General features: G+C 71.5%; 24 protein-coding genes and 1 tRNA gene. 10 read left to right on the top strand and 15 right to left on the bottom strand.

The features are described from left to right. Nucleotide 1: 1 nt before the first annotated feature. The 5 genes from OOK31_RS35040 to OOK31_RS35020 form a co-directional block, all read right to left on the bottom strand. The gene (locus OOK31_RS35040) at nt 2-670 is read right to left on the bottom strand and encodes a DUF3800 domain-containing protein (protein WP_267091440.1); all 669 of its coding nucleotides are present in this window, start codon (nt 668-670) and stop codon (nt 2-4) included. 245 nt (nt 671-915) lie between these two features. Beyond that, complete coding sequence (locus OOK31_RS35035; protein WP_267091439.1) at nt 916-1,254, bottom strand: hypothetical protein; 339 nt, start codon at nt 1,252-1,254, stop codon at nt 916-918. A 90-nt stretch (nt 1,255-1,344) separates the two neighbouring features. Beyond that, a tRNA-Arg gene (locus OOK31_RS35030) sits at nt 1,345-1,417 on the bottom strand. 137 nt (nt 1,418-1,554) lie between these two features. After that, nucleotides 1,555-2,043 (bottom strand): RidA family protein, encoded by a 489-nt coding sequence (locus OOK31_RS35025; RefSeq protein WP_267091438.1) that lies wholly within the window; start codon nt 2,041-2,043, stop codon nt 1,555-1,557. Between the two features lie 154 nt (nt 2,044-2,197). Then, entirely contained in the window at nt 2,198-3,475 is a 1,278-nt protein-coding gene (locus OOK31_RS35020) for a M6 family metalloprotease domain-containing protein (protein WP_267091437.1), read from the bottom strand. Nucleotides 3,476-3,748: 273 nt separating this feature from the next. Between OOK31_RS35020 and OOK31_RS35015 the strand changes: the two genes are divergently transcribed. The 3 genes from OOK31_RS35015 to OOK31_RS35005 all read left to right on the top strand — a co-directional run bounded on the left by OOK31_RS35015 (nt 3,749) and on the right by OOK31_RS35005 (nt 7,034). After that, nucleotides 3,749-4,447: a TetR/AcrR family transcriptional regulator gene (locus tag OOK31_RS35015; RefSeq protein ID WP_267091566.1), complete on the top strand. Its 699-nt coding sequence runs from the start codon at nt 3,749-3,751 to the stop codon at nt 4,445-4,447. A 108-nt stretch (nt 4,448-4,555) separates the two neighbouring features. Continuing rightward, complete coding sequence (locus tag OOK31_RS35010) at nt 4,556-6,094, top strand: MFS transporter (RefSeq protein WP_267091436.1); 1,539 nt, start codon at nt 4,556-4,558, stop codon at nt 6,092-6,094. A gap of 178 nt (nt 6,095-6,272) precedes the next feature. Further along, the gene (locus OOK31_RS35005; RefSeq protein ID WP_267091565.1) at nt 6,273-7,034 is read left to right on the top strand and encodes a dioxygenase; all 762 of its coding nucleotides are present in this window, start codon (nt 6,273-6,275) and stop codon (nt 7,032-7,034) included. Here OOK31_RS35005 and OOK31_RS35000 read toward each other — a convergent pair. Next, nucleotides 7,031-7,675 (bottom strand): Uma2 family endonuclease, encoded by a 645-nt coding sequence (locus OOK31_RS35000; protein ID WP_267091435.1) that lies wholly within the window; start codon nt 7,673-7,675, stop codon nt 7,031-7,033. The genes OOK31_RS35005 and OOK31_RS35000 overlap by 4 nt on opposite strands. 103 nt (nt 7,676-7,778) lie before the next feature. Then, on the bottom strand, nt 7,779-8,309 hold the full coding sequence (locus tag OOK31_RS34995; protein WP_267091434.1) for a GNAT family N-acetyltransferase: 531 nt from the start codon (nt 8,307-8,309) through the stop codon (nt 7,779-7,781). Between the two features lie 174 nt (nt 8,310-8,483). On the opposite strand from OOK31_RS34995, the gene OOK31_RS34990 reads away from it, so the two are divergent. Further along, nucleotides 8,484-9,455, top strand: a complete 972-nt coding sequence (locus OOK31_RS34990) for an RNA polymerase sigma factor RpoD/SigA (protein WP_267091433.1) — start codon at nt 8,484-8,486, stop codon at nt 9,453-9,455. An 81-nt stretch (nt 9,456-9,536) separates the two neighbouring features. On the opposite strand, the gene OOK31_RS34985 is transcribed toward OOK31_RS34990, so the two are convergent. Beyond that, nucleotides 9,537-10,523: a YafY family protein gene (locus OOK31_RS34985; protein WP_267091432.1), complete on the bottom strand. Its 987-nt coding sequence runs from the start codon at nt 10,521-10,523 to the stop codon at nt 9,537-9,539. A 62-nt stretch (nt 10,524-10,585) separates the two neighbouring features. Here OOK31_RS34985 and OOK31_RS34980 point away from each other — a divergent pair, with 62 nt between their 5' ends. The 3 genes from OOK31_RS34980 (at nt 10,586) to pfkB (ending at nt 14,000) form a co-directional block, all read left to right on the top strand. Continuing rightward, complete coding sequence (locus OOK31_RS34980; RefSeq protein WP_267091431.1) at nt 10,586-12,160, top strand: MFS transporter; 1,575 nt, start codon at nt 10,586-10,588, stop codon at nt 12,158-12,160. Nucleotides 12,161-12,294: 134 nt separating this feature from the next. Then, nucleotides 12,295-13,056 carry a DeoR/GlpR family DNA-binding transcription regulator gene (locus tag OOK31_RS34975; protein WP_267091430.1) on the top strand — a complete coding sequence of 254 codons (762 nt, stop codon included), beginning with the start codon at nt 12,295-12,297 and terminating at the stop codon, nt 13,054-13,056. After that, nucleotides 13,053-14,000, top strand: a complete 948-nt coding sequence (gene pfkB / locus OOK31_RS34970; protein WP_267091429.1) for a 1-phosphofructokinase — start codon at nt 13,053-13,055, stop codon at nt 13,998-14,000. Before OOK31_RS34975 ends, pfkB begins: the two co-directional genes overlap by 4 nt. 35 nt (nt 14,001-14,035) lie before the next feature. Here the strand turns inward: pfkB and OOK31_RS34965 are convergent, their stop codons facing one another. Next, nucleotides 14,036-14,812: a DUF6227 family protein gene (locus tag OOK31_RS34965; protein ID WP_267091428.1), complete on the bottom strand. Its 777-nt coding sequence runs from the start codon at nt 14,810-14,812 to the stop codon at nt 14,036-14,038. A gap of 192 nt (nt 14,813-15,004) precedes the next feature. Between OOK31_RS34965 and OOK31_RS34960 the strand changes: the two genes are divergently transcribed. Then, nucleotides 15,005-15,640: a vitamin K epoxide reductase family protein gene (locus tag OOK31_RS34960; RefSeq protein ID WP_267091427.1), complete on the top strand. Its 636-nt coding sequence runs from the start codon at nt 15,005-15,007 to the stop codon at nt 15,638-15,640. 92 nt (nt 15,641-15,732) lie between these two features. On the opposite strand, the gene OOK31_RS34955 is transcribed toward OOK31_RS34960, so the two are convergent. After that, a complete protein-coding gene (locus OOK31_RS34955) occupies nt 15,733-16,146 on the bottom strand; it encodes a rodlin (RefSeq protein ID WP_267091426.1) in 414 nt (137 codons plus the stop codon). Nucleotides 16,147-16,428: 282 nt separating this feature from the next. Here OOK31_RS34955 and OOK31_RS34950 point away from each other — a divergent pair, with 282 nt between their 5' ends. Continuing rightward, a complete protein-coding gene (locus tag OOK31_RS34950) occupies nt 16,429-16,911 on the top strand; it encodes a hypothetical protein (RefSeq protein WP_267091425.1) in 483 nt (160 codons plus the stop codon). 143 nt (nt 16,912-17,054) lie between these two features. Next, nucleotides 17,055-17,297, top strand: coding sequence for a chaplin (locus OOK31_RS34945; RefSeq protein ID WP_267091424.1), 243 nt, complete (start codon nt 17,055-17,057; stop codon nt 17,295-17,297). Between the two features lie 79 nt (nt 17,298-17,376). On the opposite strand, the gene OOK31_RS34940 is transcribed toward OOK31_RS34945, so the two are convergent. The 5 genes from OOK31_RS34940 to OOK31_RS34920 form a co-directional block, all read right to left on the bottom strand. Beyond that, nucleotides 17,377-17,721 (bottom strand): hypothetical protein, encoded by a 345-nt coding sequence (locus OOK31_RS34940; protein WP_267091423.1) that lies wholly within the window; start codon nt 17,719-17,721, stop codon nt 17,377-17,379. A 177-nt stretch (nt 17,722-17,898) separates the two neighbouring features. Next, nucleotides 17,899-19,092 carry a chaplin gene (locus OOK31_RS34935; RefSeq protein WP_267091422.1) on the bottom strand — a complete coding sequence of 398 codons (1,194 nt, stop codon included), beginning with the start codon at nt 19,090-19,092 and terminating at the stop codon, nt 17,899-17,901. A gap of 124 nt (nt 19,093-19,216) precedes the next feature. Next, the gene (locus OOK31_RS34930) at nt 19,217-19,450 is read right to left on the bottom strand and encodes a chaplin (protein WP_323188287.1); all 234 of its coding nucleotides are present in this window, start codon (nt 19,448-19,450) and stop codon (nt 19,217-19,219) included. A 236-nt stretch (nt 19,451-19,686) separates the two neighbouring features. Next, entirely contained in the window at nt 19,687-20,097 is a 411-nt protein-coding gene (locus OOK31_RS34925; RefSeq protein WP_267091421.1) for a rodlin, read from the bottom strand. Between the two features lie 117 nt (nt 20,098-20,214). After that, nucleotides 20,215-20,469 carry a chaplin gene (locus OOK31_RS34920; RefSeq protein WP_267091420.1) on the bottom strand — a complete coding sequence of 85 codons (255 nt, stop codon included), beginning with the start codon at nt 20,467-20,469 and terminating at the stop codon, nt 20,215-20,217. Nucleotides 20,470-20,484 lie beyond the last annotated feature (15 nt).

Here is a 20,484-nt window from a genome sequence, read left to right as displayed (position 1 = left end):
GTCACAGCAGCTCCGGCCCTTCGGCCTGCGGGAGGAGGGTCGGGAACAGGTCCCACAGGTCCTCGCGCCCGGGCTTGCGGGCCAGGAAGTGGTAGGCCGCGTGGACGACGAAATCGGCCGCCTGGAGCAGCGGCATGTCATGGTCCGGCCGAAGGTTCGGGCCGTCGATGTGACGGACCTTCAGGGCCTGGTGGGGGGCCCACAGCCGCTTCTCCGACCCGTTTCCGTCGAAGTAGACGATCCCTTTCGAACCGTCTTCCTCGTGCCGGGAGTTGATGGTCGGGACGAGCGCCGCGTACAGCGCCTCGCGGGTCGCGCCGGGGCGGTAGTAGGCGACGGGCGTGACCTCGCGCAGCGCGCGCACGACTCTCAGTCCAGCCGGGATCAGCCCCCGGCGTGCTGCGAGCTGGTCGGGGGGAAGGTCCGCGCCGCGGCCCAGCTCGACGGCGTGCAGGGGCTCACCCATCCGCAGGCCCAGGAGGGGGTCGGCGTAACACGCGAGGCAGAACTCCTGCCATCCCTGCTGCGCCGCGTTCCACGCGTGGAACGGGAAGCGGAGGCCGCCGATCACCATGCCCCGCTGTGCGTCCCCCGATTCGTCGAGGACGTAGACGAAGAGCTTTTCGCGGGGCCCGACCAGGTCGGCGGGCACCACGGGGAGCCAGGGCATCCGGGAAGTGGCGATCGCGTGGGCGAAGCTAAGGAATTTACGATCCAGCGGAAAACCGTCCGGGGTGGGAGGTAAGCCTGACTGCGGATCGGAGTTGGTCATCGCCCTGCAACTCTCTGTTACGCCGGGGACCGCTCAAGAGCCTCCGGAGTAACCCGAGCTCTGCTTGGGCACGAAAGTAGCACGCGTCGCAGGCTGACTGTCCGACAATTCCAAAGATGCGAAGGAAGTTGACTCCCCGGCCGCTACAGGTAATGCGTCTTCGCTGCGGGGAAATTGTCTCTAAAATGTGGAATCAGAGGCAGGCCCGCCTTGTCGAGTTGTGCACCGATTGTGGCGAATTTGACTGCCTGCCCCAGTGGGCTGTCCTTCTCGATGACGAAGATGAACTCGTTCTCGGACGTCGGCAGCGTCCTGGGCACGGTGATGAGCCCTTGGGTGTCGAGGGCTGCTGTGATCTTCTCGCAGAGTTCAGGGCTGAGCCGGGCGCGGCCGGGCGCGGCGTACTTCTTGATGAAGCGCATGGAGACGCGCTTGACGCCGTCATCCACCTCGACCGCGTTCGCGATAACAGTGAAATCCATAACTAAGTACATTACTCAGTTAGCTTGATCGTCGCAGCCCTGTACGACGAAGACCCCCAGCCGAGATCGGCTGAGGGTCTTCCGTCCGTGTGCCCCCGGCAGGATTCGAACCTGCGACACCCGCTTTAGGAGAGCGGTGCTCTATCCCCTGAGCTACGAAGGCACGGGCCGCCGGTGAGGGCGGCCCAGTGGACAGGGTAGCGGATCAGGGCGGGCCTTCGCGGCCCGGTTTCGGGGTGCGTACCGGGAGGTCGGTGCGGGCGTGGAACCCCGTCCGGCCCGTCGGGTGCGACGGGGCGCTCACACCCCCATCGGGGTGTGCAGTTCCACGGTGAGCTCCACCTCCACCGGGGAGTCCAGGGGCAGGACCGCCACGCCGACGGCGCTGCGGGCGTGGATGCCCGCGTCGCCGAAGGCGGTGCCCAGCAGTTCGCTCGCGCCGTTCAGCACGCCCGGCTGGCCGGTGAATCCGGGGGCGCTCGCGACGAAGCCGACCACCTTGACCACCCGCTTCACGGCGGACAGGTCCCCGGCGACCGAGGCGACGGCGGCCAGAGCGTTCAGCGCGCACAGCCGTGCCAGTTCGTGGCCCTGCTCCGGTGTGACCTCGGCGCCCACCTTGCCGGTCAGGGGGAGCGCCCCGTCGACCATGGGCAGCTGGCCGGAGGTGTGGACGTAGTGCCCGCTCAGCACCGCGGGCACGTACACGGCGACGGGCGCCGGGGCGGGCGGCAGCTTCAGGCCGGCCTCGGCGAGGCGCTCTTCGGGGGTGACGGGGGTCGCGGTCACGACGGGCTCCTCCGGGGGAAGTGGACCAGTCGTCCGACCATGCCCGGCTCCCGCCCGCAATGCCGCCGAAAGGCCTCCCGCATCCGGGTGAAAGGGGCGCGCGTCCGCGGGGCCGGGTGTCCACCGGCCCCGCGGACGCCGCCCGTGCGCGGCCTCAGGGCCGGGTCACGCGCACCTGGAAGCTGCCGTTGCGCAGCTCGCCGACCACCGAGACGCTGATGCCCGACTTCTCGTCGGTGAAGGTCTCGCCCGGCCGGAACGGCGCGTCCGACAGCTCGGCGTGCACATTGGGCCGCCGCGTACAGCCGCCGCTGGAGCCGGCGCTGTCCGACACCGTGACCGGCCCGCGGCCGGTGTCCACGTCCGAGTCGACCTTGTAGACGAGGACCCCGGGCTTGCAGACGGCCTCGTCGTTCCCGGCCCGGGTGCGGACCTCCACCGCGTACCCGGTGCTCTCCGAGACGGGTACGAAGGCCAGCTTCGTACCGCCCTCCACGGCGAGCGGCGACAGGACGTGGTCGCTGATGCCCGGCTTGGAGGCGCAGCTGATCTGGTTGCCGTCGAGCCAGCCCAGCTTCCACTTGTGCCAGCCGAGGAGGTCGTTGTTGGCGCCCCAGTCCTCGCTCATGATGTCCCAGTGCCCGACGGTGCCGCCCCCGTCGGGGGTGTACAGATCGGGCAGTCCGAAGACGTGCCCGTTCTCGTGCGGCAGCACCCGGTAGCCGGTCTCCCGGTAGGAGCCCGAGCCGTCGTCCTGCCGGCTGAAGACGAAGGACGTGTTGGCGAGCGGCACGCCGTCCGCCATCGGGGCCTCGCCGTTGCCGGAGAAGGTCACCGACAGGACGGTGTCCAGGGCGGAGGGCCCGGCGTTCGGCGTGACCAGGATGTTGATCAGGTCGTACCGGCTGAAGTCCACCTCGGGGTCGGCGGCCTTCGCCATGTGCTCGACGAGCTGGCGGTAGCCGGGGTCGTAGGGGGACCCGCGCTCTATCCCGTACGCCGCGAAGGGCATCGGCATCCGCAGCCAGTTCCTTATCGGGGCCTCGGCCCGGTAGCTGAGCCGCCCGTAGGAGCTGGTGCGGAACCAGTCGGAGGTCTGGGGGAAGAACTCCGCGAGGCGGTCCAGGGCCGTGCCCTCGCCCTTGGCGTCGGGGAAGTCGATCATCAGGTTCAGGGCGCGCACCTCGCCGGTCGAGCGCGAGTACCCGGGCGGGGTCGGCAGTCCCTCGGACATCTGGACGCCCATGGTCCCGGTGATCCGGCAGGGCGCGAGCGCAGATTCGGCGGTGGCGGCCACGGGGCCGGCCGCCGAGTGACCGCGCCCGGATATCCCCGCGCTGGCGGTGGCGGTGACTCCGAGGGCCAGCGCCGTGAGACCGATGTACGCGCTGGTGCGGCAGGGTCTGCGTATCCGGTGGCGGGTCTGCGGCATGGAGATCGCCTTCGGGTCCGCGGCAGCCGGCCGGGTCCGGTCTGCGCTCTGTTCGCTCACCCTCCAACGGCTGCGACACGCCCGCGCGCCGAAAGAGGCCAAACGGGACAAAAACCCCATGTCTTCATGTGACCCAGGTCACGCGCGAGAGTGAAATAACCGGGGACGCAATCCCCGTTTGCATGGGAGTCCCCACGAAGCGGGGACCGACTCCCCGGTTCGGTCCGGTCCGGGTGGTCGTACGAGTCCCAGCCCCAGGGAGGCCCCGCCATGATGAGCACCAGCCGCACGACGGCGGCCGCCCCCGGGGCGGTCGTGGACCTGGCCGGCGGCGCCGGCGCCCCCGGCCGGGTGCCGAAGCCGCGCGCCGACGCCGTCCGCAACCGCGAGCGGATCCTGGTGGCGGCCCGCGAGATGTTCGTGGAGTTCGGCTCGCAGGCCCCGCTCGACGAGATCGCGCGCCGGGCCGGCATCGGCAACGCCACCCTCTACCGGCACTTCCCCGACCGGGCCGCCCTCGTCCACCACGTGGTGCTCTACGTGATGGACCGGGTCACCGTCCACGCCGAGGACTCCCTCGCCGAGGAGCCGGACGCCTTCGCCGCGCTCTGCCGGTTCACCCACGCCGCGGCCGACGAGCGGATCGGTGCCCTGTGTCCGATGCTCTCCGACGGCTTCGACGGGGACCACCCCGAACTCCACGCGGCCCGCGACGCGTTGGAGGCCGCCGTGGACACCCTGCTCACCGCCGGGCAGGGCTCCGGCCTGGTGCGCGCCGACATCGGCGTCGGTGACCTGATGGTGGCCCTGTCCCAGCTGAGCCGCCCCCTGCCGGGGACCGGCTGCCTGGACGCGGACCGCTTCGCCCACCGCCACCTCCAGCTCTTCCTGGACGGGCTGCGGGCGCCCGCACGCTCCGAACTGCCCGGCGCGGCAGCTACGTTGGAAGACCTGCGCCGTAAAACCATGTGACGCCGCAAAGCATCGTTAACTAGCCTTTTCCTCGCGCTTCCGGACTTTCAGTCCCTTCCATCCCTTCCGGTCGTTTTCAGTCATTCCGCACAGTGAGTGGGTACCCCCATGTCAAAAACAGCCGCGACGCCGCCGGCTGCCGCCGACCCCAATCGGTGGAAGGCACTCGTCTTCATAGCCTTGGCACAGCTGATGGTCGTCCTCGACGCGACCATCGTGAACATCGCCCTCCCCTCCGCCCAGACCGATCTCGGCATCTCGGACGGCAACCGCCAGTGGGTCATCACCGCGTACGCGCTGGCCTTCGGCGGACTGCTCCTCTTCGGCGGCCGCATCGCCGACAAGTGGGGCCGTAAGAACGCCTTCGTCACCGGCCTCATCGGCTTCGCCCTGGCCTCCGCGCTGGGCGGCGCCGCCACCGGCGAGGCCATGATGCTGGGCGCCCGCGCCCTCCAGGGCGCCTTCGGAGCCCTGCTCGCCCCGGCCGCGCTCTCCCTGCTCGCCGTCAGCTTCACCGACGCCAAGGAGCGGGCCAAGGCCTTCGGCATCTACGGCGCGATCGCGGGCGGCGGCGGCGCCGTCGGCCTGATCCTCGGCGGCTTCCTCACCGAGTACCTCAACTGGCGCTGGACCTTCTTCGTCAACATCCCCTTCGCCATCGTCGCCGCCGTGGGCGCCTGGATGATCATCCGCGAGCCGGCGGGCAGCCGTAACCGCGCCCCGCTCGACATCCCCGGCGTGGTCCTCTCGACCCTCGGTCTCGTCTCGCTCGTGTACGGCTTCACCCGCGCCGAGTCCGCGGGCTGGTCGGACACCACGACCGTGGCCCTGTTCGTCGCCTCCGTCGTGCTGCTCGCCGCCTTCGTCTACGTCGAGTCCCGCGTGAAGTCCCCGCTGCTGCCCCTGCGCGTCCTGATGGAGCGCAACCGCGGCGGCGTCTACCTCTCCCTCGGTCTGGCCGTCATCTCCATGTTCGGCCTGTTCCTCTTCCTCACCTACTACCTCCAGGTCGTGAAGGGCTTCTCGCCCGTCAAGACCGGCTTCGCCTTCCTGCCGATGATCGCGGGCATGATCACGGGCTCCACCCAGATCGGCGCCCGCCTGATGACCCGCGTCGCACCGCGCCTGCTGATGGGCCCGGGCTTCCTGCTCGCCGCCACCGGCATGCTGCTGCTGACGCAGCTCGAGGTCGGCTCCTCCTACCCGGCGCTGATCCTCCCGGCGCAGCTGCTGCTGGGCCTGGGCATGGGTACGGCGTTCATGCCCGCGATGTCCCTGGCCACGTACGGGGTGAACCCGGCCGACGCCGGCGTGGCCTCGGCCATGGTCAACACCTCGCAGCAGGTCGGCGGCGCGATCGGCACCGCCCTGCTGAACACCATCGCCGCCTCGGCGACGACCGCGTACCTGACCGACCACGCGGCCGAGGCCGCGGCGGGCGGCCCGGCGGCGCAGCTGGTGCAGGCCCGCGCCATGGTCGAGGGCTACTCGTCCGCGATCTGGTGGGCCGTCGGCATCCTCGTGGTCAGCGCGACCCTCGCCTTCACCCTGATCACCACCGGCCGTCCCGGCTCCGGCGGCCCCGTGGCCTCCGGCTCGGGCTCCGAGGACGACGCCGAGCTCAAGGTCCCGGTGATCGCCCACTGACGGGGCCGCCACCGGCAGGGGAATGACTGAGAACCCCGCTTCGTTCAAATTTGAACGAAGCGGGGTTAGTCTTTTCACGGCAGCCCCGAACGGAGCAACGAGGAGCGCCCTGATGACCCCCGCACCCACCCCCGGCCCCACCGGCCCCACCGGCGCCCCCGCCCCGAGCCCCGCCCGCATGCCCGCGCTCTACCTCAGCCACGGCGCCCCGCCGCTCGCCGACGACCCCCACTGGCCGGCCGAGCTCGCCGCCTGGTCCGCCGGGCTGCCCCGGCCGCGCGCGATCCTGATGGTCTCCGCCCACTGGGAGGAGGCCCCGCTCGCCCTCGGCGCCACCGCACCCGTCCCGCTCGTGTACGACTTCTGGGGCTTCCCCGAGCACTACTACCAGGTGCGCTACGGAGCCCCTGGCGCCCCGGAGCTCGCCGCCTCGGTCCGCGCCCTCCTGCGCGCCCCCGGCACCCCGGTCCAGGACATACCGGACCGCGGGCTGGACCACGGCGCCTACGTCCCCCTCGTCGAGATGTACCCGGAGGCCGACATACCGGTGCTCCAGATCTCCATGCCCACCCTGGACCCGGCCCGGCTGATGGACATCGGGCGCAAGCTCGCCCCGCTGCGCGACGAAGGGGTCCTGATCGTCGGCAGCGGCTTCTTCACCCACAACCTGGCCGCGCTGCGCCACCCCGGCCCCGGCGTGCCCGGCTGGTCGGCGGAGTTCGATGCCTGGGGCCGCGAAGCCCTGGCCGGCGCCGACGTCGACGCCCTGCTCGACTTCGAGACCAAGTCCCCGGCGGGCCGCCTCGCCCACCCCCGTACGGAGCACTTCGCCCCGCTCTTCGTCACCCTCGGCGCGGCCGAAGCCGACCTCACCGCCCAGCGCACCCCGGTCGACGGCTTCTGGATGGGCCTCTCGAAGCGCTCCCTGCAGTTCGGCTAGGCCGTCCGGAGGGGCCCGGTGACGTCCTCGCCGATGGCGAACCCCTTGGCGGGGCCGGAGGGGATGACGGCCGCGCTGCCGTAGGGCGTCCGCACCTCGTCGTCGTAGACGCCCTTCTTCGGATCGGGTGAGCTGAGCACCGTGACGGTGCCGCCCGCGTCGTAGTCGTCGACGAGGACGTAGACGGCAATCCCGGCCCGCGCGTACGCGCGCCGCTTGCGGGTACGGTCGCGCGTGATGCTGTCACTGCCGGGGGAGACGACTTCGACGATCAGCTGGACCGCGGAGGCGTCGATCCCGAGGCCGTCCTCGGTGACGTGTTCCTCGGCATCCCTCAGGGCGATGAACACGTCGGGGATCCACACCTTGCGGTGGTGAAGGACGTTCATGTCCTGGTGGGCGGCGAACTCGCTACGAGCGAGCAGGACGACCAACGCGTCCCTCAGCCGGTTCGCGACCCGTCCGTGTGAGTAGCGGCCAGTGGGTGACACCTCGATGAACCCCTCGACGATCTCGGCGCGGTAGCCCTCGGGGAGTTCCATGGCCTTCCATGCCTGCCACAGGACGTCGTCCAGGTCCGACGGGGGGGTCGTGACCTTCGACATCGTGGCCTCCAGCGTCTCGTGGGCGAGAGCGGTCATGGTGCAGCACCTCCTTCAGTGTGGGCGCCGCCGGCCGGGCGGCACAAGCGACCCTCCGATGCTGGAGCAGGTCTGTCCCGTGCCGCCGGAATATGCCGCCGCCTCACCCGGACGGGCGGTGGCCCAGGCGCTTCTCGTACCAGCGGACGTCCCAGTAGCGGCCGAACTTCCAGCCCGCCTCCGTGAACTCCCCGACGCGGCGGAAGCCGAAGCGCTCGTGGAGGCGGACCGAGGCCTCGTTCGGCAGGGCGATGCCGGCGAAGGCCCGGTGGACCGGCTCGTCGGCCAGCGCCGCGAACAGGGACTCGTAGAGGAGCGTGCCCACGCCCCGGCCGACCGCGTGCGGCGCGAGGTAGACGCTGACCTCCACCGACGTCGCGTACGCCGGTTTGGGACGGAACGGGCTACTTGTGGCGTATCCGGCCATTCGATCGCCAGTCCAGGCAACCAGAAGCCGGTACGGCCCGTCTTCAGGGTGGGAGCGCAGCCACGAGCGGCGCTCCACCGGGGTGATAGGCGCCGTGTCGAATGTGACGGCGGTCTCACGGACGTAGTGGTTGTACAGCTCCGTGAGGGACTCCAGATCGGCCTCCACGCCAGGCCTGACCTGCACCTCTTCGCGTTCCTGCGGCACGCCGCCTCCTACGTCGTCGGGGGTGGCGGGGCAGGATACTGCAAGATCTCGAAAAACAGGGAGCGACGTGGGAATTCTGTCCCGATTCCGGTCGTTGTTTCCTTCGGAAGCGGGCACTCGGGAGAGTGTCCGTGGACGCACCGCGAACGACTCACGCATCGCAAGGGAGCACGCATGGCAACCCGCGCCGTCGCCCGTCGTCAGTCCACGAGCCGCGCTGTGGGCGGGGAGATCGCAGACCGCGACCTCGTCGGCATGTACCTGGACGAGATCGCGCGCACCCCGCTGCTCGACGCCGCGCGGGAAGTGGAGCTCTCGCAGATCATCGAGGCGGGCGTGTACGCCCAGCAGATCCTCGACGGAGCCGCCGAGCCCATCGGGAAGACCCCGTCGCGCGAGGAGCTGGAGCTCCTGGCCTCCGAGGGCGAGCGCGCCAAGGAAGTCTTCATCCGCTCCAACCTCCGCCTCGTCGTGGCCGTCGCCCGCCGCTACCCCCGCAGCGGGCTGCCCCTCCTCGACCTGATCCAGGAGGGCAACGCCGGCCTGGTCCGCGCCGTCGAGAAGTTCGACTACGCCAAGGGCTTCAAGTTCTCCACGTACGCCACGTGGTGGATCCGCCAGGCCATCACCCGCTCCATCGCCGACCAGTCCCGCACCATTCGCCTCCCCGTCCACCTGGTCGAGGAGCTCGGCCGGATCCGCCGGGTGCAGCGCGAGTTCAACCGGGAGAACGGCCGCGACCCGGAGCACGCCGAGATCGCCGCCGAGCTCGACTCCACGGAGAAGCGCGTCGGTGACGTGCTGGACTGGGCGCGCGACCCGGTCAGCCTCAACATGGCGGTGGACGACGAGGGCGACACCCAGTTCGGCGACCTGCTGGAGGACACCTCCGCGATCTCCCCCGAGCAGTCCGTGCTCTCGCTGCTGCGCAGCGAGGAGCTGGAGGACCTGCTCGGCAAGCTGGACCAGCGCACGGCGTCCATCATCAAGATGCGGTACGGCATCGAGGACGGCCGTGAGCGGACCCTGACGGAGGTCGGCAAGCAGCACGGCCTGACCCGCGAGCGGATCCGCCAGATCGAGAAGCACGCGCTGCTCGAACTGAAGCGCATGGCCCGCGACACCGGGTTCGACGCCGTGGCCTGACCGGCCCGCGCCGCACCCCCCTGACGAGCCCCGGCACCCACCCCCCCCGGTGCCGGGGCTCCCTCGCGCCCGGCTCCGCCGCTACGCGCCCGGCCCCGCCGGGGCCTGCGCCGCCGCAGTCCCCGCAGTCCCCGCCGCCCCCGACAGCCGCTCCGCCAGCGCCCGCGCGCCGTGCGCCAGGAACTCCGGCCCGTGCACCGTGAACGGCACCCCGACCAGCGCCATCCGCGCCACCAGCCACTGCGGGTCGTCCGTGCTCTCGAAGCGCACCCGGACACCCCCCGGCTCCGCCGCCCCCCGCTCGCGCAGCCACTGCGGCAGCTCCTCCGCGGCCGCGGCGAAGGAGGCGTCGACCGTGTACGTGTGCCCGCCCCGCAGCCCGCGCCGGACGAACTCCGCCGCGTCCATCGGCAGCTCGCGCGGCACGAACCGGGCTCCGGTGGCGAACGGATCGCTCACCCGGTCCACCCGGAAGGTCCGCCAGTCCTCCCGCTCCAGGTCATAGGCCACCAGGTACCACCGGCTCCCGGTGCTCACCAGCCGGTACGGCTCCACCAGCCGCCGGGACTCCGCCCCGTCCCCCGCCCGGTAGGCGAACCTCAGCCGCTCCGGCCCGGCCACCGCCCCCGCCATCGCCGTCAGGGTGCGCGGGTCCACGGTCGCCCCGTCCCCCCGGGTCACCGCGACGGTGGCCGACTGCAGCGCGCCCACCCGGTGCCGCAGCCGGGCAGGCAGCACCTGCTCCAGCTTCGCCAGGGCCCGTACGGAGGCCTCCTCGACCCCCTCGATGGCATGCCCGGCCCCCGCCCGCAGCCCCACCGCGATCGCCACGGCCTCCTCGTCGTCGAGCAGCAGCGGCGGCATGGCGGCCCCCGCGACCAGCCGGTACCCTCCCTCCGCGCCCATCGTGGCCTCCACCGGGTACCCCAGCTCCCGGAGCCGGTCGATGTCCCGCCGGATCGTCCGCGCGCTCACCCGCAGCCGCTCCGCCAGTTCGCTGCCCGGCCACTCGCGCGGGGTCTGGAGCAGGGAAAGCAGGGTGAGCAGCCGGGCCGGGGTGTCGTTCATGGTTCAAGATTGCCAGGGAAATAGGACACCGTTTGACCTACATCCCGTCTAGGTTTCTCTCCATGAGCACCGAGACGTCCCAGACATCGCCCGAAAGAAAGAACGGGCCCGTACAAGAAGAGCGGAACACAGCCGCAGAAGCAGCAACCGCCCCCGCCGACCGCCGCCGCTGGCTGGCGCTCGCCATCGTGATGACCGCGGCCTTCATGGACCTGGTCGACGTCACGATCGTCAACATCGCGATACCCAGCATGCGCCAGGACTTCGGCGCCTCCACCAGCGCGATCCAGTGGATCACCGCCGGCTACGCCCTCGCCTTCGCCGCCGGTCTGATCACCGGCGGGCGTCTCGGTGACATCTACGGCCGCAAGCGCCTCTTCCTCGTCGGCATCGCCGGCTTCACCGCCGCCTCGCTGCTCTGCGGCATCGCCGCGAACCCGTCCATGCTCGTCGCCTCCCGCATCCTCCAGGGCGGCATGGCGGCCATGATGGTCCCGCAGGTCCTCGCGATCATCCACGTCACCTTCCCGCCGCACGAGCGCGGCAAGGTCTTCGGCATGTTCGGCGCGATCGTCGGCCTCGGCGCCGTCTCCGGCCCGATGCTCGGCGCCCTGCTCACCGAGTGGAACCTCTTCGGTCTCGAGTGGCGCCCGATCTTCCTGATCAACCTGCCCGTCGGCATCGCCGGCGTGCTCCTGGGCCGCAAGTTCATCACCGAGTCCAAGGCCCCCAAGGCCCTGCGCCTCGACCTGGTCGGCGTGGTCCTGGCCACCCTCGCCCTGGTCATGCTGATCTTCCCGCTGACCCACGGCCGGGAGAACGACTGGCCGGTGTGGGGCTTCGTCTGCATGATCGCGTCGCCGTTCGTCTTCGCCGCCTTCATCGCCTACGAGCGCCACAAGATCCGCAAGGACGGCTCGCCGCTCGTCGAGCTCTCCCTCTTCAAGGTCAAGAGCTTCGCCGGCGGCATCGCCGTCCAGCTCACCTTCGGCATCGCGACCGGCATCTTCTTCCTGGTCTGGACGCTGTACATGCAGATGGGCCTCGGCTGGAGCGCCCTGCGCGCCGGCACCACCGGCATCCCCTTCTCGATCGCCGTCTCGGCGGCCGCGGGCCTGTCGGTCCAGAAGCTCGTCCCGCGCTTCGGCCGCAAGGTGCTCCAGGCCGGCGCGCTGACCATGGCCGCGGGCCTGCTGCTCTACATCTGGGAGTCCGACCACTACGGCATGACCATCGCCTCCTGGCAGATGGCCGCCCCGCTGATCGTCATGGGCCTGGGCATGGGCCTGATCGTGGCCCCGCTGACGGACACCGTGCTCTCCCAGGTCCCGCGCGAGCACGCCGGTTCCGCCTCCGGCCTGATCAACACCACCGGCCAGATGGGCAACGCCCTGGGCCTCGGCCTGACCTCGGTGGTCTTCTTCGGGACGATCGACGACGACCTGGTCTTCGGACCGCCCTACGTCGAGGCCTTCCGCAGCGCGCTGTGGTGGGTCGTGGCGGTGCTCGTCGTGATCTTCGCGGTGATGTTCATGCTGCCGCGCAAGCAGGTCCCGATGTCCGAGCGCGAGGGTGCCGAGGGCATCACGGACGCCGCTGACGCCGCGGACGCCCCGGAGAAGGTCCCGGCCGGCTAGCCCGACGGTCCTCAGGTTCACGGACATGCCCGCCTCCAATGGCAGGCATGTCCGTTTTCCTTTGTTTTTGTCCGGAATCGGGCGTACGGTAGGGGGAAGCCACGGAAGCGGGCATCGAACGGACGTAAACCCACATGTACGCACCCGAGCGCCAGCAGGAGATCCTCCGCCTCGCCCGGGAGGCCGGCCGGGTCGAGGTCGTCCTCCTCGCCGAGCGCTTCCAGGTCACCGCCGAGACCGTACGCCGCGACCTCACGGCCCTCGACCGCGCCGGGCTGCTCCGCCGGGTCCACGGCGGGGCCGTCCCCGCCGGCCGGCTCGGCTTCGAGCCCGACCTCACCGCCCGCGAGAGCACCGCCGCCGACGAGAAGGACCGCATCGCGGCCGCCGCCCTCGCCGAACTCCCCGCGGGCGGCAGCGTCATCCTCGACGCGGGCAGCACCGTCGCCCGCCTCGCGGCCGGCATCCCCGTCGAGACCGCGCTCACCGTGGTCACCCACGCCCTGCCCGTCGCCGCCCGCCTCGCCGACCACACCGGCATCGACCTCCACCTGGTCGGCGGCCGGGTCCGCCACCGCACCCGCGCCGCCGTCGACGCCTGGGCGCTGCGCGCGTACGCCGAGATCCACGCCGACGTGCTCTTCCTCGCGACCAACGGCTTCACCGCCGAAGGCGGTCTGAGCACCCCCGACCTCGCCGAGGCCGCCGTCAAACGCGCGGCCATCGCCGCCGCCCGCCGGGTGGTGCTGCTGGCCGACTCGGCGAAGGCCGGCCAGGAACGCTTCGCCCGCTTCGGGGCCTTCGCGGACGTGGACCTGCTCATCACCGACACCGGGCTCGCCCCGGCCCACAAGGCGGCGATCGAGGCCGCCGGTACGGAAGTTGCGCTCGTATGATCCTCACCGTCACCCCCAACCCCTCCCTCGACCGGACCTACGAGGTCCCCTCGCTTGACCGCGGCGAGGTGCACCGGGCCACCGCCGACCGGGTCGACCCCGGCGGCAAGGGGGTCAACGTCTCACGGGCCGTCGCCGCCGCAGGCGTCCGCACCACGGCGGTCCTCCCGCTCGGCGGCGCCCCCGGCGCCCTGCTCGCCGAACTCCTGGGCGCCCAGGGCGTGGACGTCACCGCCGTCTCGATCGCCGGGCAGACCCGTACGAACATCTCCCTCGCCGAACCGGACGGCACCCTCACGAAGATCAACGCGGCGGGCCCGGAGCTCTCGCCCGGGGAGGCGGCCCTCCTCCTCGACACCGTCCGCACCTGCGCGGGCCACCCCGCCTGGATAGCCTGCTGCGGCAGCCTGCCGCCCGGCCTGCGGCCCGACTGGTACGCCGCACTCGTCGCCCGCGCCCGCGAGGCCGGCGCCCGCGTCGCCGTGGACACCTCGGGCCCGGCCCTGCTCGCCGCCCTGGCGGCCCGCCCCGACCTGGTCAAGCCGAACGCGTCGGAGCTGGCCGAAGCGGTCGGCCGCCCCCTGGCCACCCTGGGCGACGCCGTCAAGGCCGCCGGGGAACTGCTCGGCCGCGGCGCCGGCGCGGTCCTGGCCTCCCTCGGCCCGCAGGGCCAGCTCCTCGTCACGGACGGGGGCACCTTCCACGGCACGGCCCAGGTCACCACCGTCCGCAGCGACGTCGGCGCGGGCGACGCCTCCCTGGCCGGCTTCCTGACCGCGGGCGGGACCGGCCCGGCGGCCCTGGCCGCCGCGCTGGCCCACGGCGCCGCCGCCGTACAGCTGCCCGGCAGCGCCGTGCCGACCCCCGCGGACCTCCGCCCCGGCCTGGTCCGCGTCACCCAGGACCTGCCGCTGGACCTCCCGCTGTCCACGAGCAGGTCCTGACGGGGTCGGCGGGGCCGGGCGGGGTCAGGCGGCGGTCATCTCACCCGGGCGCGGAGCTCCATGGCCCCCCGCGCGGCCGTCTCGCTGTCGTAGACCTCGCACATGTGACGGCCGTCCGGGGTCGCCGTGTGCTCGACCTCCCACAGGCTGAACTCGCTCCCGTCCCGCAGGACGAAGGCGTGCTCGTACAGGCTGAACCCGGCGTCCCGGCCGTCGGCCAGGCACTGCCGGCCGCCGAACGCCTGGGTGATCTGGTGGGCGTACGCCGACCGCAGCCGGTCCGCCACGCCCTCACCGGGCCGGTCGGCGTTCTCCGCGCGGCGCAGCACCCGGCGGGCGTGGTCGGCGGACTGCTCCACCGTGTACTCGCGGTGGCGCTGCTGCGGCGCCGAGGCCGAGAACAGGGCGCTCAGGGCGGCCAGGTCCTCGTCGGGACCGCCCTCCCCGTCCCCCGCGGCCGGAGCCGGCTCCAGCGCCCCGCCGGTGGGCGGCTCGCCGAACAGCCGGGCCACCGCCAGGCGGAGTTCGCTCTTGCTCGCGAAGACCTCGTAGCGGGTGCTCCGGTCGCCCTTCAGCCGGTAGGCGAGCTCCCACAGGGAGGCCGCCGCGCCGTCGGCGAGCAGGTAGGCGTGCCGGTGGGTCTCCCGCCACACGCCCGCCGAGGGGCTGTGGTGGGTGGTGTACAGCGAAGAGCTGTGGGCGAGCGCCGTACCGATGCGCTCGACCAACCGGTCAGGCAGGTCGAAGGAGTTGAGGGCGCGGCCCAGGAGTCGCTCGAGGTGCGCCTCGGTTGTCTCGTACGGATCGCTCAAGGTGGGTCTCCAGGCCGTCGCAGCTTGTCACTTCGCGGAAGCTCAACGTAGCCCCTGGCTCTGACATCACGTCCGGGGTTCGGTAAAACGTCCGGGAAGTATCAGGGGTTCCCGCCACACCTTCAGGTCAACTTCCCTATGGATAGGCACGATTAGCGCCGTTCTGTGCCCTTGCGCGGGACTATGGGCGGCATGGCAACGAATACAGTGGGCGTCCCCCGTCAACAGGGCCGGCCCCGCACCCGTACCGGGGCCGAACCGGCCTCCAGAGGGCTGGCCTGGCTGCTGGCGGTCACCGGGGCCGCCGGGCTGCTGGCCTCCTGGGTGATCACCCTCGACAAGTTCCTCCTGCTGGAGGACCCGGACTTCAAGCCCGCGTGCAGCCTCAACCCCGTGGTCTCCTGCGGCAGCGTCATGCAGAGCGAGCAGGCGTCCGCCTTCGGCTTCCCCAACCCGATGCTCGGTCTGGCCGGGTACGCGGTCGTCGTCTGCGTGGGCGCGGGCGTGCTCGCCGGCGCCCGCTACCGCGGCTGGTTCTGGCTGGGACTGAACGCCGGGACCCTCTTCGGCACCGGCTTCTGCGGCTGGCTCATGGTCCAGTCGCTCTACGAGATCAACGCCCTGTGCCTGTGGTGCTGCCTGGCCTGGCTGGCGACGCTGCTGATGTTCTGGGCGGTCACGGCGCACAACGTCCGCACCGGGAACCTCCCCGCGCCGGGCCCGCTGCGGACCTTCTTCACCGACTTCGGCTGGGCCCCGCCCCTGCTGCACACCGGGGTGATCGGGATGCTGGTCCTGACCCGCTGGTGGGAGTTCTGGACGAGCTGAGACGCGCGAGGGCCCCGGCAGCTGGAAGCTGCCGGGGCCCTGTCGAGCGCTCCACGGGCACCGAGGCCCTGACCGACCGGGGGGAGCGGAAATCAGCTGCCGACGGAGCCGTTGCCGGAGAGGACGGGGATGTTGTCCAGGATGTGCGAGAGCGGCTCGTCGCCCTTGGCCTGGGTGGAGTTCTCGGTGCACTGCTGGTTCTGCGGGTTCGACAGGACGTTGATGTCCTGGACGCCGACGTTGGCGATCAGGGCCAGCAGAGACTGGGCGTTGACCTTGACCGGGAGGCCGATGCAGGGCTTGTTGAGCGTGCCCTGGACGAGGCCGAGCTGCGGGCTCTGGTCGCCGGCGGTCTTCTGGTTGCCGTAGGCCTGGACGGCACCGTTGCCGTTGACGGTGTTGATCCCGTTGTCGTTGCCGATGGCCATGGCCGGGGTGGCAACAGCCGCGCCCGCGCCGACGGCAACGGCGGAGACCGCGGCGGCGGTCATGATCTTCTTGAGCATCATTGGTCCTTTTGTCGCACGAGTGCCCGCTAGTGGAGCGCCCTGGTCAACTGCCCTTCAGGAGGGTTGGTTCCGCTGCTTCACTCAAACGGCCCGTTCGGGCCGCGCTTTTCCCCAGGGCGGGTGAGACGGCCCCGGACGCGTGCGCGAAGCCCGTACGCAGCCCCAGGGCGCGGCCGGGCCGGTGCCCGTCCGGTTGCGCTCCGTACGAGGTGTTCGCACGGTGGGTAAGGAAGCGGATCGCTCGGGTCCGCTCCTGTGCGACCACCCGAAGGAACTTCCATGCACCGCACGAAGCCGTCCCGCCTCCGCGTCCTCGTCCCGTCGGCCCTCGCGGTCGTCATATTCTCCGGCGCGGCCGCCCCCGCGGGCGCCGCGGACGGTGAGGGCTCCGCCTCCCTCGTACGGAAGGCGGAGGTGGTGCAACAGCAGATCGAAGGGATCGAGAGCCGCGTCGCGGCCGGCCCGATCGACGACCTCCTGAGCAGCCTGACCAAGACGCTGGCGGACCTCCTCAAGTCCGTGACCGGCCTGCTGCCCCCCGGGGTGGCGCTGCCGCCGATCACGCTGCCGACGCTCCCCAAGCTGCCGGACATCCCCGGTCTTCCGGACCTCAAGCTGCCATCGGTGACGATCCCCCAACTCCCCGCCGCCCCGGCCCTGTCGCCGACGGACGGGCTCGTCCCGGCGGTACCGGCCGTCCCCGGCACCCCCACCGTCCCCGACCTCCTGATCCCCGAGATCCCGGAGGTCCCCGTCCCGTGAACGGCGGCGCTCGGCATGGTTACGACTAATGGGCTGAACAGGTCAGATTCTCTGCCCGGCCGTGTCGTTCGGGACGCTGGACCGTTTCGCTCGGTGTGAGCCCCGGGACCGGGGCAGGACATCGAAGAGAAGGTGCACTTCCCATGAACTCTGCTGCCAAGAAGGCCGCCGTGGCCCTGGCCTCCGCTGGTTTCGCCGTCGCCGGTGCCGCCGGTGCCGCCTCCGCCGACTCCGTGGCCGAGGGTGCGGCCGTGGGTTCCCCCGGTGTCCTCTCGGGCAACCTGGTCCAGGTTCCGGTTCACATCCCGGTCAACGTCTGCGGCAACTCCGTCGACGTCATCGGCCTGCTGAACCCCGCCTTCGGCAACATCTGCGTCAACGACTGACGTTCGTCTCAGTCGGCACACATGACTGTGGGCGCCCCGGCCTCGCCGGTGGCGCCCACAGTCATGTCGGGGGACCTTCTCACCGGCCGCCGTTGAGCTGCACACCCCCGAGCAGCGGGGAGGCCTGGGTGGCACCGTTCGCCAGGCCCAGCAGCTCGCCGGGAATGTTGTTGCGGAACTCGTTGACGTGCTGGACGGTGCCGAGGACCTTGTCGACCGACTCGTTCTGCTCGGCAAGGCCGTTGCCCACGGTCTGGGGGAGGGCCTCGCTCACGGGGCCGGTGGCGTTGAGCACCTCGGTCAGCCCGCCGGTCGCGCTCATGGGGGGCATCGAGGCCGGAGCGTCGGCGGCGAAGGCGGGGGCCGCGGCACCGAGGGCGGCGACGGAGCCGACGACGACAGCGGCGACCTTGGAGAGCTTCATTTTCGAAATCCTCTTCTTTTCGTGGGTAGGGGCAACAGCGGCGACCGTCGCGCCGCTTTCGACCTGGCTAACGATTACCGGCCGCTGCGGAAACGCCGGCCGGGCGCACGGCAGCGGCCGGAGAATCCGACAGAGGATTCTCCGGCCGATATTTCTTCTGATTACCGGTATTGCCGCTCAGGCGATGCGGGACCGCCGGTAGAGAATGGCGCCGCCCAGGACCAGGGCCGAGGCGAGGGCCGCCATGGCTCCGGCCTGGCCCGCTCCGGTGGCGGCCAGCTCCGGCGCCGTCACGTGCGCGGGTGCCGGCGCGGGGACGGAGCTCACCGGCGGGGCCACGGCCGGCACGGGTGCCGGTGCGGGAGCCGGGGCCGGGGTCACGGGCGCCGGGGGCAGGTGTACGGGGACGTCACCGGCGGGGGCCGCCGGGGGCTGGTCCGCTGCCGGGCGCTCCACCGGCTGGCTGCCGTGCGGGGGACGCGGCGCGGGGGCCTCCTCCGCGACGGGCGGCGCGGGCGCCGGGGTCACCGGAGCCGGGGCGGGGAGCGGGTGGGGCTGCTCCTCCGGCTGCTGCGGCACCTCCTGGACGGGACCCGGCGCGGGCACCGGGGCCGGGAGGGGCTGGGGCAGCTCCTCGGGCAGCGGCGCGGGAGCGGGCGGCTGCGCCGGCGGGACCTGCGCCTCGGGGGCCGGTGCCTGCGGGATCTGGGGCGCGGGCGCCGGCTGCGGGGCGGGCTGCTCCGCCACGGGCTCGGGCTTCGGCTCCGGCATCGGCTCGGGCATCGGCTGCGGGGCCGGGCCCGGGGCGGGGGGCGCCGGGTGGGGGGCCGGGTGCTCGGCGTGGGGCGCGGGCTGCGGGGGGTGGTCGTCGCATTCCTCCTCGCCCTGCTGCTCCTCGCCCTCGCCGGGGCCGCCGTAGGCGTCCTCCTCCTGCCGGGGCGCCGCGTGCCGGGGGGCGTGGGTGCGGGGCGCCGCGTACCGCGGTTCCTCCTCGTGGCGCTGCTCGGGCAGCGCGTGCCGGCCGCCCTGGCGCTCGTCGAGGTAGCGCTGGAAGGCCTCCGCGTGCTCGGGGCTCAGGTAGCGCTCGTAGTCGTGGTCGACGACGTCGGAGCCGGTGGTGGTGACGCACTTGTTGCCCATCGAGGGGTTGAGCGCCGCGCCCGCGTCCACGGTGTTGCCGCACACGTTCGGCGAGAACGTGATCGGTGCCGAGACGCTGTTGCCGGACAGCACGCCCGGCGAGTGCGAGGCCTCCGCCGTCGCCCCGGGCTGCGCGCAGGCCGCGCCGGCCGCGATCGACAGCAGACTCGACGCGGCAGCCGCCGTGAGCACCCCCTTGCCCAGTACCTGTCGGCTGAGTACCTGTCGCATGGGTCCTTCCCTGTCTACCGGCGCGTGGGCCGGTGCTGGATCGAAGGTGGCCCCGGAGTGCACCGCCGTGCACTCCGAGGCCACCCCGAGGAGGTCTGCCGCCCTTGCGGGCGCAGGTGCTTCGTCAGGCGTTGACGCAGGTGTTGCCGAACGCGGGGTTCAGCAGCGCGATCACGTTGACGGTGTTGCCGCAGACGTTCACCGGGACGTGGACCGGGACCTGGACCAGGTTCCCGGACAGGACGCCGGGGGAGCCCACGGCGTGGCCCACGGCCTCGGAGTCGGCCATGGCGGGGGCGGCGGCACCGGCGGCCATCAGAACGCCGGCGGCCAGCACCACTGCCTTCTTGTACTTCATTTGTTTTCGTTCCTTCCCGCAGAGGTCTATCCGCTGCATCAATGACAACGAGCAGTCCCGCGAAAAGAAACCACGGATTCCAGGGGGGTGTCCGGCAATTCACTCAGATGTCCCCGACGGTCCGTACCGTGAATTCTGGAGAGGATTCCCGGTCCTTTTTCGAATTCAACGGGCCCGGCATGCGGCGAGGCCGCCGCGACCCGAAGGTGCGGCGGCCTCGCGGGCGTGGGGTGCGATCAGCTGCCGGCGGAGACGTTGCCGGAGAGGATCGGGATGTTGCTGAGGATGTGCGAGAGAGCCTCGTCGCCCTTGGCCTGGGTGGAGTTCTCGGTGCACTGCTGGTTCTGCGGGCTGGACAGGACCGGGATGTCCTGGACGCCGATGTTGACGAGCGCCAGCACCGACTGCACGTTGGCCTTGGCGGGCAGGGCGATGCAGGGCTTGTTGAACGAGCCCTGGATCAGCGCCATCTGCGGGCTCATGTTGCCGTAGGTGGCCTGGTTGCCGTAGATCTGCGCCGAGTTGTTGCCGTTGACCGTGTTGATGCCGTTGTCGTTCCCGACGGCCATCGCCTGCGGGGCCATGGTGGCACCGAGGCCAACGACAGATGCGGCAACCGCTGCGCCGGCCGCAAACTTCTTGATCATTATCGTCCCTTTTTTGCAGGATTGCCCGGTACTGAAGCACCCGGATCAACGGCCCGACCCTGGTTCGGGTTGCGTGGATTCACCCGGATGCCGACGTTTCGACGACGCGGTTGACGCTCAGGCGTTCACGCAGGTGTTGCCGAAGGAGGGGTTGAGCAGGGCGATCAGGTTGACGGTGTTGCCGCAGACGTTCACCGGGACGTCGACGGGGACCTGGAGCAGGTTGCCGCTCAGGACGCCGGGGGACTCGCCCGCGAAGCCGTTCGCCGTCGCGCCGTCCCCGCCGTGGGCGGAGGCGAGGCCCGCGCCGCCCATCAGCATCGCGGCGCTCGCGACGGCCAGGGTGGTGCCGCGCACCAGCCTCTTCTTCATCTCCGTCTTTCCTTT

Source organism: Streptomyces sp. NBC_00249 (genome assembly GCF_026342355.1).
In the GTDB taxonomy this organism is placed as follows: domain Bacteria; phylum Actinomycetota; class Actinomycetes; order Streptomycetales; family Streptomycetaceae; genus Streptomyces.
The sequence above is the reverse complement of the archived record's forward strand: the minus strand, read 5'-3'. Positions and strand labels throughout refer to the sequence as shown.